The organism is Streptomyces sp. ACA25 (assembly GCF_028200735.1).
Taxonomy (GTDB): domain Bacteria; phylum Actinomycetota; class Actinomycetes; order Streptomycetales; family Streptomycetaceae; genus Streptomyces.
Genome location: NZ_JAQKPV010000001.1, coordinates 1 through 14,455 on the forward strand (window position 1 = coordinate 1; position 14,455 = coordinate 14,455).

Here is a 14,455-nt window from a genome sequence, read left to right on the forward strand (position 1 = left end):
CACGTCCGCCGGCCCCGCGCCGGGCGCCAAGCGCCGCCGGCCCGCCCTGCGCCGCCGCACCGACAGCGGCGCACTGCTCACCCCCTGAGCTTGCCGTCCCCGCCTTCCCGGCTGCCGGCCGCGCCGTGTCCACCGAGCCCGGCCGGCCGGCCCCACCCCGCGCACATCCCTGAGAACGGAGTCCGTTGTGAGTCATGACCCGCTGCCGGTACCGGCACCCGACGATGTCGTCTGGAAGCTTCCGGGTGCCGATGCCCTGCCCCGCACCTCGCTGCTCGTGCTGCCGCACGCCGGAGGCAACGCCCACGCCTACGCCGAGTGGCGGCAGTACCTGCCGGACGACGTGCGGCTGCTCCTCGGCCAGTACCCGGGGCGCGGTGCCCGCTTCTCCGAGCCGCTGCCCGGCGGCATCGAGGACCTGGTGCGCCCGATCGTCGCCTCCCTGCCGCCCGACACCGGCGACCTGGTCGTCCTCGGCCACAGCATGGGCTCGCTGGTCGCCTTCGAGGTCGCGCGGACCCTGACGGGCGCGGGCCGCGCTCCCCGGGCCCTGATCGCCTCGGCCTGCCGCGCTCCCTTCCTGCCGAACCCCAGCGCCGTGCACCCCGAGCGGCTGGACGACGACGCGCTGGTCGCCGCCATCAAGGAGCGGGGCGGCACCGACGACGGCATCCTGGACGAACCGGAACTGCGGGAGATCATCCTGCCGTCGATCCGCGCCGACTTCGCGATCGACGACGTCTACCGCTTCCCGGGTGACCAGCCGACGCTGAGCTGCCCGGTGACCGCGCTCGGCGGTGACGCGGACCAGGTGGTGCCCGCCGCCGCGCTGTCCCGCTGGTCGGAGATCACCAGCGGCGCCTTCTCCCAGCAGATCCTGCCCGGCGGCCACTTCTACTTCCAGCAGCAACTGGACACCTTCTTCGGCCACGTCCGCACGGTGATCGACGGACAACGAGCCCGGCAGCAGAGCGTCTGATGCTCCACCCCCTCACCCATCCCGCCCCCGGAGGAACCGCCATGTCCGCACCCGCCCCCGCACCCCCCGCCGCCGCCGTCACCGGCCTGGATCCGGTCCGCGAGCCCGGCAAGCCCGTCGTGGTCCACGCACCGCGCCACGACACCCTCGAGGAAGCCGTCGGCTGGCTCACCGCGCACCGTGCGGCGATCCGCCAGGAGCTGCACCGGTCCGGTGCCGTACTGCTGCGCGGACTGCCCGTCGAGGACGCCGCCGGCTTCGCCCGGGCCCGGGACGCGATCATCGAACGGCAGGCCGGGTACAAGGAGAAGGCGACGCCGCGGACCGACTTCGGGGAGGGCGTGTTCTCCTCCACCGATCTGCCCGCCATCCAGCCGATCAGGCTGCACAACGAGAACAGCTACACGCTGGACTTCCCCGGCGTCCTGCTCTTCGGCTGTGTGACCGCCCCCGAGGAGGGCGGCGCGACAACCGTCGGCGACATGCGCGAGGCGCTGCGACTGATGCCCCCGCGGCTGCGGGAGCGCTTCGCCGAGGCCGGCTGGCTGCTGGTGCGCAACTACTCCGAGCTGGCCGGGCTGCCCTGGTACCAGACCTTCGCGACGCGGGACAAGGCCGTCGCCGAGGCGTACTGCCGGGACAACGTCGTGGGGTACGAGTGGCTGGACGACGACACGCTGCGCACCTCCCAGCGGCGCTCGGCCATCGTCACGCACCCGGTGACCGGCGAGGAGTCGTGGTTCAACCACTTCGCGTTCTGGAACAACCGCACCCTGGACGAGGACGTCCGGGAAGTCCTGGTGGAGACGTACGGCACGGACGGCCTGCCCTTCAACACCTACCTGGGCGACGGCAGCGCGCTGACCGACGACGAGGTCGACGCGATCAACGCCGTCTACGACCGGGTCACGGTGCGGGAGACCTGGCAGCAGGGCGACCTGATGCTGGTCGACAACATCCTGTGCGCGCACGGCCGGGAGGCGTTCCGCGGCGACCGCAAGATCCTCGTCGCCATGGGCGACCCGGTGCCGCTGGCCGACTGCCGGCCCGTCACCGCTCCGTCGACGACCGCGTTCGGGAAGTGAGAGACGATGACCGCTGTACTCGCTGAACGCGTCGCGTCCCCTCCGGTGACCGCCCCCGCCGACCTGCTGGACCGGCTGGCCCGGGTCCCCGCCTCCCGTCCCGCCGTGGTCGCCGGTGACCGGACCCTGACCTTCGGTGAACTGCGCGCAGCCGCCGGACGGTTCGCACAGCGGCTGGCCGCCCGGGGCGCCGGCCCGGAAAGTGTGGTGGCGCTCGCCCTGCCGCGCGGCACCGACCTGGTGACGGCTCTGATCGGCACGCTGACCGCGGGCGCCGGCTACCTCCCCGTGGACCCCCGGCTGCCCGCCGAGCGCCGCCGCTACCTGGTGGAGGACGCCGCCGCCGACCTGGTCGTGGTGGAGCAGGCCGGTGACGCCACCCTGTCCCCCGAAGTCCCGCACTGCCCGGTGGCCGAACTGACGGCCCCCTCGGGCCCGCCCGGCCCGCAGGCGTACCGGCCGGTGCCGGTGGGGCCGGACACGCTGGCCTACGTCATCTACACCTCCGGGTCGACGGGCCGGCCCAAGGGCGTCGAAATCAGCCGGGCAGCGGTGTCGGCGCTGCTCACCGAACTGGAGGAGGCCGGCATCGCCCGCACCGACGGCGGCCGGGTCGGCTGGAACGCCTCCCCCTCCTTCGACGCCTCCGTGCAGCAGTGGGTACGGCTGTGCCGCGGCGACACCCTCGTCATGATCGACGAGGAGACCCGCGCCGACCCGGCGCTGCTGGCCGGGCTGGTGGACGCCCAGAGGCTGACCGACCTGGACATCACCCCCTCGCACGCCGAAGCGCTGCTGGACCTGCTCTCCGCCGGCGGTGGGCACCGGCCGCTCACCCTGCTCGTCGGCGGCGAGGCCGTCAGCCCCGCCCTGTGGGAGCGGATCGCCGCCCAGGCCGGGCGCGGCGTGCTGCGCGCGGTGAACCTGTACGGGCCGACCGAGTGCACGGTGGACGCCACCGCCGGGTGGATCGGTGCCGGTGAGGAGCCGCACATCGGCACCGTGCTGCCGGGACTGCGGATGCGGCTGCTGGACGACCGTCTCGCCCCCGTGCAGCCCGGCCGGACCGGTGAGCTGTACCTCGCGGGTCCGCGGCTGGCGCGCGGCTACCGGCGCCGCCCGGCGCTGACCGCGGACCGGTTCACCGCGGACCCCGCCGGGGGCGGGGGCGGGCGGATGTACCGGACGGGTGACCTGTGCCGGCTGCTGCCGAACGGCCGGCTGGCCTACGTGGGACGCGCCGACGGCCAGGTCAAACTGCGGGGGCACCGCATCGAGCTCCCCGAGATCGAGGCCGCGCTGACCTCCTGCCCGGGCGTCGCCGAGGCTGCCGTGGTGCTGCGCGCGGACGTGCACGGCGCGCCGGGCCTGGTCGGCTACGTCCGTACCGCCGGGCCGGAGGGCGCGCCGGAACTGCGCGCCCGGCTGACGGAACAACTGACGGAACAACTGACCGAACGGCTGCCCGCCTACATGGTGCCGGCCGCGTTCGTCGTGCTGGAGCGCTTCCCCCGCACCACGAACGGCAAGCTCGACCGGGCGGCGCTGCCCGCCCCCGCCGAGCCCGCACCGCCCGCCGACGACGCGCCGCCGCAGCCGGGGGACGAGCCCGCCGGCCGCGTCGAGGAACTCATCACCCGGGTGTGGACGACGGTCCTGGGCGCTGCCCGGGTCGGACCGGACGACAACTTCTTCAAGCTCGGCGGGCATTCCCTGCTGGCGATCAAGCTGGTGTCCCGGGTGCGTGCCGAGTTCGGCATCGCCCTCCCGGTGAAGGCCGTGTACGCCCATCCGCGCCTGCGCGACCTGGCCGGGCACATCGAGTCCCTGCTCGAGGAGCAGGGCACCTGAGGGGGGTGGCCGGCGGCGCCGGCCTCCCCCGGCACCCCGCCACACGCCCGACCCGTCCCGCCTTCCGCCTCCGCCACCTGTGAGGAATGACCGTGATCCCCTTGTCCTACGCACAGCGCCGGCTGTGGTTCCTGAACCGGCTGGAGGGTCCGTCGGCGACCTACAACGTGCCGGTCGTCCTGCGGCTGGACGGGGTGCCCGACCGGAAGGCGCTGAACGCCGCCGTCACCGACGTGGCCCGGCGGCACGAAGTGCTGCGGACCGTGTTCCCGGCCACCGACGGCGAGCCCGGCCAGCAGATCCTGCCCGCCGCCGCCCGCGGCCTGACGGTACGGCGGTGCAGTCCGCGCACCGTGGACCGCCGCGTCCGGGAACTCGCCCGTCAGCCTTTCGACATATCCGGTGAACGGCCGTTCCGGGCGGAGCTGTTCGTGCCCGGTGACGGCAGTGCGGTGCTCGTGCTGCTGCTGCACCACATCGCCACCGACGGCTGGTCCCTGCGCCCCCTGCTCCGCGACCTGGACACGGCCTACCGGGCCCGGCTCGCCGGCCGCGCACCCGGGTGGGCGCCGCTGCCCGTCCAGTACGCCGACTACACGCTCTGGCAGCACGACATGCTCGGCGACGCGGAGGACCCCGACAGCCTGCTCGCCGAGCAGCTGGCGCACTGGCGGGACGCGCTGGACGGGCTGCCGGCCGTCCTTGACCTGCCCGCCGACCGGCCGCGTCCGGCAGAGCCCACCCACCGGGGTGCCTCGCTGGGGGGCCGGATCGACGCGGAGACCCACCGCGGTCTGCTGGCCCTGTCCCGCGCCCGGGGGGCGAGCCTGTTCATGGTGGCGCGCTCGGCGCTGGCGGTCGCGCTGTCGGCCGCCGGGGCGGGCCAGGACCTCGCGATCGGTACGGCCGTCGCGGGCCGCCCGGAGGAGGACCTGCACGAGCTGGTCGGCTTCTTCGTCAACACTCTGGTGCTGCGCACCGACCTGTCGGGGGACCCCACCGTCGGCGACCTCGTCGACCGGGTACGGGAGGCGGACCTGACCGCTTTCGCGTACGAGGACCTGCCGTTCGACCTGCTGGTGGAACACCTCAACCCCGACCGCTCGCTCGCCCACCACCCCTTCTTCCAGGTCATGCTGACGGTGCAGACCGGTGCGGACGCACCGGTCTCCCTGGGCGGTATCTCCGGGGCCCTGGCGATGGCGGACCTGGCCGCGGCCAAGTTCGACCTCACCTGGTACTGCACCGAGACCCAGGATCCGGCCGGCCGCCCGGCCGGCATGGACATCGGGCTGCAGTACGCCACCGACCTCTTCGACACCGGCACCGCCCGTCTGCTGGTGGACCTGTACGAGCGGGCCCTGCGGGCCTTCGCCGCCGGTCCCGGCGCCCGGCTCGGCACGCTCGACCTGCTGTCCGAGGCCGAGCACCACGCCCTCACCGCCCGCCACGACCGGCTGGCGGCCGTCAACGCCGCGGCCGCCGCACCCGAGGACGCCCCCGCCCGGGCCGGCGGTCTCACCCCGCGCGCCGAGATCCTGTGCGGCCTGTTCGCCCAGGTGCTCGGCCGGGAGGACATCGGCCCCGACGACAGCTTCTTCCGGGTCGGCGGGCACTCGCTGCTGGCCACCAAACTGATCAACCGGGTGCGGGCGGTGCTGGGCGTCGAGGTCGGCATCCGCGACCTGTTCCTGGCCCCCACCGTGCGCGGCTTCGACCGGCGGATCGACGAACAGAGCGTGAGCGCCGGGGCCCGGCCGCCGCTGCGGGCGGTCCCGGAGGCCGAACGGCCCGAGCGGCTCCCGCTGTCCTCCGCGCAGCGCCGGCTGTGGTTCATCAACGAGCTCGAGGGCCCCGGCGCGGCCTACACCGTCCCGATCGTGCTGCGGCTCGACACACCGCTCGACCCGGCCGTCCTCGCCGAGGCGCTCGCCGACGTGACCGAGCGCCACGAGGTGCTGCGCACCGTCTGCGCCTCCGAGGACGGCAAGCCCTACCAGCGGATCCTGTCCGGCGTGCGCCCCCGGCTGGATCTGCTGCGGGTCCCGGGGGACGGGCTCGCGGCGGCGGTCGACGAGGCCACCGGTCATGTCTTCGACCTCGCGGGGGAGATACCGTTCCGCGCCTGGCTGGCGGACTCCGGGGACGGGCAGGTTCTGGTGCTGCTGCTCCACCACATCGCCGCGGACGGCTGGTCCACCGGGCCGCTGCTGCGGGACCTCGACGTGGCCTACCGTGCCCGGCTCGCCGGCCACGCGCCGGGGTGGGCGCCGCTGCCCGTCCAGTACGCCGACTACACGCTCTGGCAGGAGCACGCGCTGGGCGACCCGAAGGACCCCGGAAGTCCCGCGGCCGGGCGGCTCGGCTACTGGCGGGAGCAGCTCGCCGGCTCCCCGCCCCTCCTGGAGCTGCCCGGCGACCGCCCGCGGCCGGCCGTCCCCAGCCACCGCGGTGAGGTGACCACCTTCGGGCTGGACGCCGGGACGCACCGGCTGCTCACCCGCCTCGCCCACGCACACGGCGCGACGCTGTTCATGGTGGTGCAGGCCGCGCTCGCGGTCACCCTGACCCGGCACGGCGCGGGCACGGATCTCCCGCTGGGCACGGTGGTGGCCGGACGCGACGACGACGCGCTCGACGACCTCGTCGGCTTCTTCGTCAACACCCTGGTGCTGCGCACCGACACCTCGGGCGATCCCCGCTTCGCCGACCTGGTCGAACGGGTGCGCGACACCGACCTGGCCGCGTACGCACGCCAGGACGTGCCCTTCGACCGCCTCGTGGAGGACCTCAGCCCGCACCGCTCCCCCGCGCACCATCCCTTCACGCAGATCATGCTGCAGGTGCACCCCGCCGGCGACTCCGAGCCGCAGGACACCGCCCTCGCGGGCACCCCGCTGCCGGTACGCACCCGCGGCGCCAAGGTGGATCTGACCTTCGCGCTCACCGAACGCCGGGACGCCTCCGGAGCTCCGGCCGGTATGGACGGGGTGCTGGAGTACGCCACCGACCTCTACGACGCCCGCACCGCCGCCCTGCTGGCGGCCCGCCTCACCCGGGTCCTGGACGCCGTGGCGGCGGACCCGGACGGGCGGGTCGCCGACATCGACCTGCTCTCGGCGGAGGAACAGCGGGAGGTGCTCGCCCCGGCGCCGGCCGGCCGACGGCACGTGGTGCTGGACGACCGGCGGCGGCCGGTGCCCGCCGGGGTGCCCGGTGAGCTGTACGTCTCCGGCACTGCGCGGGAGGAGGTCCGGCCACCGCGGCCCGGGGTGCGCGAGGAGCCCCCGGCGAAGTCCGTCCCCGACCCGTCCGGACCGCCCGGGAGCCGGCTGCGCCCGACCGGCGACCGGGCGGTGCGCACCGCGGCCGGAGAGCTGCGGGTGCTGGGCAGGTCCGGGGAACGGGCCGAGCTCGGCGGCTACCCCGTGGACCTTCCCGCCGTCGCCCGTGTGCTGGAACGCCACCCCTCGGTGGCGCGGGCCGTGGCCGTCCTCCGCGAGGACCGCCCCGGCGAGCGGCGCCTCGTCGCCTACGTGATGCCGGGCGGACCGGCCACGGGGGCGGAGCCGGAGCTGATGGCCTGGGCCGCCGGGGAACTGCCGGAGTACACGGTCCCGTCCGCCGTGGTGACCCTGGCCACGCTGCCGACGGGGGCGGACGGCAGGGTCGACCGGCGGGCCCTGCCGGCGCCCGGGACCCGGAAAGCACGGACGGCCGGCGACGCCGGTGCGCGCACCCCGTACGAGGAGTCGCTGATCGGCCTGTTCGCCGAGGTGCTGGAGGGCCGGAAGGTCGGTGTGGACGACAACTTCTTCCGGGTGGGCGGTCATTCGCTGCTCGCCGTGCGCCTGGTGAACCGGGTGCGGGCAGAGCTCGGCGCGGAGATCACCCTCCGGGACGTCTTCAAGGCCCCGACGGTGGCCGCGCTGGCGGCACTGCTGATCGTCGCCGGTGCCCCGGCCACACCCGGCACACCCGGCACGCCCGGCTCCCCGGGACCGGGGGTGCCCGCGTCCCGTCCGACGCTGCGCCGGCGCACCAAGGGCGGCTCCCGGACCCGGGACACCGTCCGGCAGCCCTGACCCGGCCCGGCGCAGGCCCGGCCGCACACCCTCCGGGACGGACCCGGCCGTGATCACCACGGCCGGGTCCGTCGCTGTGTTCCGCCGGTGGCGCGCCGGGCGTTGGTGCCGCTCGTCCTGCCGCTCGCACTGCCGTTCACGCGGCCCGGCGCTGCCTAACCTGAGCACGCAAGGCGGGAGGAGCGCCTCCGCCGGCTCCCGCACTCCCCGCCGTCCTACCACGTCGGCACCGCGCTCGACGGTGCTGTCGCCCGGCGCCGGATCCTGCTTCCCACCCTCGTCTGGAGAACGTGCCATGCCCCTGACCGGCAGTCCGGTGACCACGATCGAGCCCGTGTCCGAGCCCGCCGGGGACCGGCCTCCGCCGGCCGCCCCGGACGCGTTCGGCGAAGCGCTGCTCCCCCTGGAGGACCAGGTACCGCTGTCCTTCGCGCAGCGCCGGCTGTGGTTCATGAACCGGCTGGAAGGACCGTCGGCGACCTACAGCGTCCCGGTGGTGATCCGGCTGGACGGGGTGCCGGAACCGCAGGTTCTCGATGCCGCCCTGCGGGAGGTGACCGAGCGCCACGAGGCGCTGCGCACCCTCTTCCCCGCCACCGACGCCGAACCGTACCAGCACGTCCTCGACACACCCGGGGAGATCCTGGACGTGCGGACCAGCCGGCCGGACTCGCTAGCCGGGGACGTCGCGTCCTTCGCCGGGCAGCCCTTCGACATCACCTGCCGGATCCCGTTCCGGGCCGGCCTGTTCGTCCCCGGCGACGGCACGTCCACCCTCGTGCTGCTGCTGCACCACGTGGCCACCGACGGCTGGTCCCTGCGTCCGCTGCTGCGCGACCTGAACCACGCCTACCGGGCGCACGCCGCCGGGCAGGCACCGGACTGGGCGCCGCTGCCGGTGCAGTACGCCGACTACGCGCTGTGGCAGCACGACATGCTCGGGGACCCCGCGGACCCGCACAGCCTCGCCCACCGGCAGCTGGCACACTGGCGCACCGCCCTGGCCGGACTGCCTCCGGTCACCGCCCTGCCGATCGACCGGCCGCGCCCGGCCGAGCCCACCCACCGCGGAGCCACCGTCACCGCCCGCCTCGACGCCGGGATTCACCGGCAGCTGCTGGAGGTCTGCGCGGAGCAGGGAGCCAGCCTGCTGATGGCGCTGCAGGGCGGTCTCGCGGTGACGCTGGGCGCGGCCGGCGCCGGACCGGACGTGGCGATCGGCACCCCGGTGGCCGGCCGGTCCGACGAGTCACTGCACGACCTGGTCGGCTTCTTCGTCAACACCCTGATCCTGCGCACCGACGTGTCGGGGGATCCGACGTACGCGGAACTTCTGGAGCGGGTGCGGGACGCCAACCTGGCCGCGTACGCGCACGACGACCTGCCGTTCGACCTGCTGGTGGAGCATCTCAGCCCGCAGCGCTCCCTTGCCACGCACCCCTTCTTCCAGGTGATGCTGAACGTCATCGGGGGAGCTGACGACCGGGTGCCGCTGGGCCCCCTGCGCGGGGACGTCGAGCCGGCCGGGCTGGAGGTCGCCAAGTTCGACCTGAGCGTGTCCTGTGTGGACCTGCGCGCGGACGGTGACGAGGCCGCGGGTGTGGAGATCTGGCTGCAGTACGCGGCCGATCTCTTCGACGCCGGCACCGCCGGCCTGCTGCTGGACCTCTTCGTCCGCACACTGACCGCCTTCGCCGCCGACCCCGGTACCCGGGCCGGCGCAGCCACCGGGCTGACCGGCGGCGAACGGGCCGCCCTGGCGGCCCGCCGGGAACGGCTGGCCGCCGCCACCGTGCCGGACGCCGCCCCCGCCGCGGTCCGCCGCGGGCCCCGCACCCCGCAGGAGGAGATTCTCTGCGGCGTCTTCGCCGACCTGCTCGGTCACGACCGGGTCGCGCCGGACGACAACTTCTTCGTCAGCGGCGGCCACTCGCTGCTGGGCGTGCGGCTGGTGAACCGGCTGCGGTCGGTCCTCGGGGTGCGGGTCGGCCTCCGCGACCTCTTCCTGGAGCCGACGCCGGCCGGGCTGGCCCGGCGCCTCGCCGAGGAGGGGACGACCGCCGACTCCCGGGAGGCTCCGGCGGCCGGGGAACGGCCCGAGCTGCTCCCGCTGTCCTACGCGCAGCGGCGGCTGTGGTTCCTCAACGAGCTGGAGGGGCCCGGCGCTTCCTACACCATTCCCGTCGTGCTGCGGCTCGACGAGCCGCTCGACCCGGCGGTCCTGGCCGACGCGCTCGCGGACGTGGCCGGGCGGCACGAGGTCCTGCGCACCGTGTACACCTCGGTGGACGGTGAGCCCTGCCAGCAGGTGCTGGAGAGCGCCCGGCCCGAGCTGCGGCTGGTGCGCACCGGTCCGGACGATCTGACGGCGGCGATCGACGCGGCGACCGGCAGCGTCTTCGACCTCGCGGGGGAGATTCCGTTCCGCGCCTGGCTGCTGAGCACCGCGGACGCCCCGGGGGCCACCGCCGACAGCACCGACGACGGCCAGATACTCATTCTGGTCGTCCACCACATCGCCACCGACGGCTGGTCCACCGGCCTGCTGCTGCGGGACCTGCACGTCGCCTACCGGGCCCGGCTGGCCGGGCACGCGCCGGAGTGGACGCCGCTGCCGGTGCAGTACGCCGACTACACCCTGTGGCAGCACCGCTCGCTGGGCTCGGCCGACGACGCCGACAGCATGCTGAGCCGGCAGCTCGCCCACTGGGAGGAGCAGCTGGCCGGCGCGCCGCCGGTGCTGGAGCTCCCCACCGGCCGCCCCCGGCCCGCGGAGCCCTCGCACCGCGGCGCGGTGGTGCCCTTCACGCTCGACGCCGGCGCCCACCGGGAGCTGACGCGGATCGCCGCGGACCACGGCGTCACCCTGTTCATGGTCGTGCAGGCGGCGTTCGCCGCGACGCTGAGCCGGCACGGAGCGGGTACGGATCTGCCCCTGGGCACAGTGGTGGCGGGGCGCGACCACGACACCCTGGAGTCGTTGGTCGGCTTCTTCGTCAACACGCTGGTGCTGCGCACCGACACCTCGGGGAACCCGACGTTCGCTGAGCTGCTGGACCGGGTGCGGGACACCGACCTGGCGGCCTACAGCCGGCAGGAGCTGCCCTTCGACCGGCTGGTGGAGCACCTCAATCCGCACCGTTCCACCGCGCACCACCCGCTGGTGCAGGTGATGGTCCAGGTGGAGGCGGCCGAGACGGACCGGGACGAGACCCTGACGGGGACGTCCGTCAGGTTCGCGACCCCGTCCACCAAGTTCGATCTCACGCTGTCGGTGCGGGAGACCCGGGACGCCGACGGCGCGCCGGGCGGCCTGACCGGCGTGGTGGAGTACGCGACCGACCTGTACGACGCGGCCACCGTGGGCCGGCTCAGCACCCACCTGTCCCGCATTCTGCGGGCAGCCGCCGCGGAACCCGGCCGGCGGATCGAGGAGATCTCCCTGCTGACGCCCGAGGAGGAGCACCGGCTGCTGACCACCTGCAACGACACCGCTCACCCGGTGCCGAGCGGCACGGTGCACGCGCGGGTCGCCGACCTGGCGCGCCGCACCCCGGACCGGGTCGCGGTGTCCCTCGGGGACGAGACGCTCACCTTCGCCGAGCTCGATGCCCGCGCCAACGCCATGGCCCACCGCCTGATCGGTGCGGGGGTGCGGCGCGACGACGCGGTCGGCGTGCTGATGGACCGCGCGCCGCAGCTGCTGGTGGCTGCCCTGGCGGTCCTCAAGTGCGGGGCGGCGTACGTCCCGCTGGACCCCAAGCTGCCCGACGCCAGGGTGCGGATGATCATGGAGGATGTGCGGGCCGGGGTCCTGCTGACACAGCACGCGCACCTGGAGAGCACCACCGTGCGCGCCGAGCGGATCGCCGGGGCCGAGGTGCTGGACGCGGACGCCCCGGCGCCGGACGGCACACCGCGCACCGATCCCGGGGTCGCGGTCGGCGACCAGGCGGTGATGTACGTGATGTTCACCTCGGGCTCCACCGGCCGGCCCAAGGGCGTCGGGGTCACCCACCGCAACGTCGTCGACCTGGTGTCGGACCGCTGCTGGAACAAGGAGAACCACCGGCGGATGCTGGTGCACTCCGCGATCGGGTTCGACGCCTCCACCTACGAGCTGTGGGTGACGCTGCTGAACGGCGGGCAGCTGGTGGTGGCTCCGGGGGACGGCGCGGACGTCGCCGAGCTGGACCGCACCATCCGCGCGTACGACGTGACCGCGGCCTACTTCACCATGGGGCTGTTCCACATCATGGCGGACGAGGGGCTGGAGACCCTGCGGCTGCTCCGCGAGGTGTGGACCGGGGGTGACGTGGCCTCACCCGCCGCGCTCCAGCGGGTGCTGGAGCACTGCCCGGACACCGTGCTGGTGCACTCCTACGGCCCGACCGAGGCGACGTTCGCCTCGCATCACCAGCGGTTCGAGCTCTCCGAGCGGGTGCTGCACCGGGTGCATCTGGGAAAGCCGCTGGACAACACCCGGATCTACGTCCTGGACAGCAGGATGCGGCCGGCCCCGGTGGGCGTTCCCGGTGAGATGTACATCGCCGGCGCGCAGGTGGCGCGCGGCTACCTCGGCCGGCCCGCACTCACCGCGGAGCGCTTCGTCGCCGATCCGTTCGGCGGCGACGGCGGGCGGATGTACCGCACCGGTGACCTGGTGAGCTGGACGACCGACGGTGAGCTGCGGTTCATCGGCCGGGCCGACGGCCAGGTCAAGCTCCGCGGGTTCCGGATCGAGCCCGGCGAGATCGAGGCGCAGCTGGCCCGGCACCCGTCGGTCGGCCAGGTGGCGGTGGTGGTCCGGGAGGACCGTCCCGGCGACAAGCGGCTCGTCGGCTACGCGGTGCCGCGCGCCGGCGCCACCGTCACCGGCGCGGAGCTGCTGGCCGCGGCGGCCGGTGAGCTGCCCGAGCACATGATCCCTTCCGCGGTCCTGATCATCGACGCGATTCCGCTGACCACGAACGGCAAGCCGGACCGCAAGGCCCTGCCCGCGCCCCACCGGCGGACCGCGGGGTCCGGACGCGGGCCGCGCAACGCCCGCGAGGAGGTACTGGCCGGCCTGTTCGCCGAGATCCTCGATGTGGAGAACGTCGGCATCGACGACAACTTCTTCGACCTGGGCGGGCATTCACTGCTCGGTGTGCGGCTGGTGAGCCGCATGCGGACGGTGCTGGGCGTCGAGCGTTCGGTCCGCGACCTGTTCCGGAAACCGACCGTGGCCGGGCTGCTCGGCGACGGTCCGGACGGCGATTCGATGGGCGTGCTGCTGCCGCTGCGCGCGGAGGGCACCCAGCGGCCGCTGTTCTGCATCCACCCCGGGACGGGCATGGGCTGGCCGTATTCCGGCCTCGCCCAGCACCTGGGCGGCGATCAGCCCCTGTACGCGCTGCAGTCACGCACCCTGGGCGATCCCGCGTTCCGCTCGCCGAGCGTGGAGGCGATGGCCGACGACTACCTGGAGCAGATCAGGAGCGTCCAGCCCCGGGGCCCGTACCGGCTGCTGGGCTGGTCCTTCGGAGGCTCGGTCGCGCACGCGATGGCCGTGCGCCTGCAGGAGCTGGGCGAACGGGTCGAGCTGCTGGCCCTGATGGACGTCTATCCGCGCCCGGCCGAGAAGGTCCCGCAGCCGCTCACCGATCTGGAGATCATGCGGATGCTGGTCGGCGTGCCCGACGACGCGACCGACGTGCGGTTCGACCGGGTGGCCGTGGCGGAACTGCTGCGCCGGCGGGACCCGGTGCTCGCCGACTTCACCAACGCGGAGATGTCGACGCTGTTCGACGCGTCGATCAATCACGCGGAACTCATGAAGGCGTACGCCCCGCTGCGCCCCGAGGCTGACATCCTGTTCTTCGTCGCCACGAAACTGCAGAACACCGAACTCAACAATCCACGTGATTGGGAGGCCTTCACGGAAGGCTCCGTGGAAACACACGACATCGACTCCACGCATCTGCGCATGGCCGAACCGAAACCGCTGGCCCGCATCGGGCGCGTTCTGGCCGAGAAAATGCGTGAACTCCGCGACAGCGACGACCGCAACCCCGCGCACACCCTGGAAACGAGGAGCTGACATGACGAATCCGTTCGACGACGACAAGGGCACGTTCTACGTACTGGTCAACGAGGAGGGACAGCACGCGCTGTGGCCGGCGTTCGCCGCCGTTCCCGACGGCTGGACGGTCGCGCTGGACGCGGGCAGCCGGGCCGATGCCCTGGCCTACGTCGAGGAGAACTGGACCGACATCCGTCCCAAGAGCCTGCTCGCGCAGTACGGCTGACCCGAGGGCGTCCCCCGGAAGGGCCGCGGCAGGCAGTGCCCAGCGCACTGCCTGCCGCGGCCCTTCCGCGCGCCGGGCGCCGGGCGGCCGCCGAGCCCGCGGAGCTGCCGGTGCCGGGCCCGTACACCGCCCGCTTTCTGCCGGTGCAACTACCGCTCGCGGCCG

General features: G+C 74.2%; 6 protein-coding genes. All 6 read left to right on the forward strand.

Features of this window, described 5'->3' with window-relative positions:
* Positions 1-187: 187 nt before the first annotated feature.
* On the forward strand, positions 188-979 hold the full coding sequence (locus PJ985_RS00005; protein WP_271681373.1) for a thioesterase II family protein: 792 nt from the start codon (positions 188-190) through the stop codon (positions 977-979).
* Between the two features lie 41 nt (positions 980-1,020).
* Positions 1,021-2,064 carry a TauD/TfdA family dioxygenase gene (locus PJ985_RS00010; protein WP_271681374.1) on the forward strand — a complete coding sequence of 348 codons (1,044 nt, stop codon included), beginning with the start codon at positions 1,021-1,023 and terminating at the stop codon, positions 2,062-2,064.
* Between the two features lie 6 nt (positions 2,065-2,070).
* Entirely contained in the window at positions 2,071-3,915 is a 1,845-nt protein-coding gene (locus PJ985_RS00015; protein ID WP_271681375.1) for a non-ribosomal peptide synthetase, read from the forward strand.
* Positions 3,916-4,007: 92 nt separating this feature from the next.
* Positions 4,008-8,000 carry a condensation domain-containing protein gene (locus PJ985_RS00020; protein ID WP_271681376.1) on the forward strand — a complete coding sequence of 1,331 codons (3,993 nt, stop codon included), beginning with the start codon at positions 4,008-4,010 and terminating at the stop codon, positions 7,998-8,000.
* 295 nt (positions 8,001-8,295) lie between these two features.
* Complete coding sequence (locus tag PJ985_RS00025) at positions 8,296-14,082, forward strand: non-ribosomal peptide synthetase (protein WP_271681377.1); 5,787 nt, start codon at positions 8,296-8,298, stop codon at positions 14,080-14,082.
* A gap of 1 nt (position 14,083) precedes the next feature.
* Positions 14,084-14,290 carry an MbtH family protein gene (locus tag PJ985_RS00030; protein WP_271681378.1) on the forward strand — a complete coding sequence of 69 codons (207 nt, stop codon included), beginning with the start codon at positions 14,084-14,086 and terminating at the stop codon, positions 14,288-14,290.
* Positions 14,291-14,455: the final 165 nt, after the last annotated feature.

Bases quoted from the DNA above. Each gene is read 5' to 3' on its own strand.
- PJ985_RS00010 (WP_271681374.1), top strand. From the start codon at position 1,021: ATGTCCGCACCCGCCCCCGCACCCCCCGCCGCCGCCGTCACCGGCCTG.
- PJ985_RS00015 (WP_271681375.1), top strand. From the start codon at position 2,071: ATGACCGCTGTACTCGCTGAACGCGTCGCGTCCCCTCCGGTGACCGCC.
- PJ985_RS00025 (WP_271681377.1), top strand. From the start codon at position 8,296: ATGCCCCTGACCGGCAGTCCGGTGACCACGATCGAGCCCGTGTCCGAG.
- PJ985_RS00030 (WP_271681378.1), top strand. From the start codon at position 14,084: ATGACGAATCCGTTCGACGACGACAAGGGCACGTTCTACGTACTGGTC.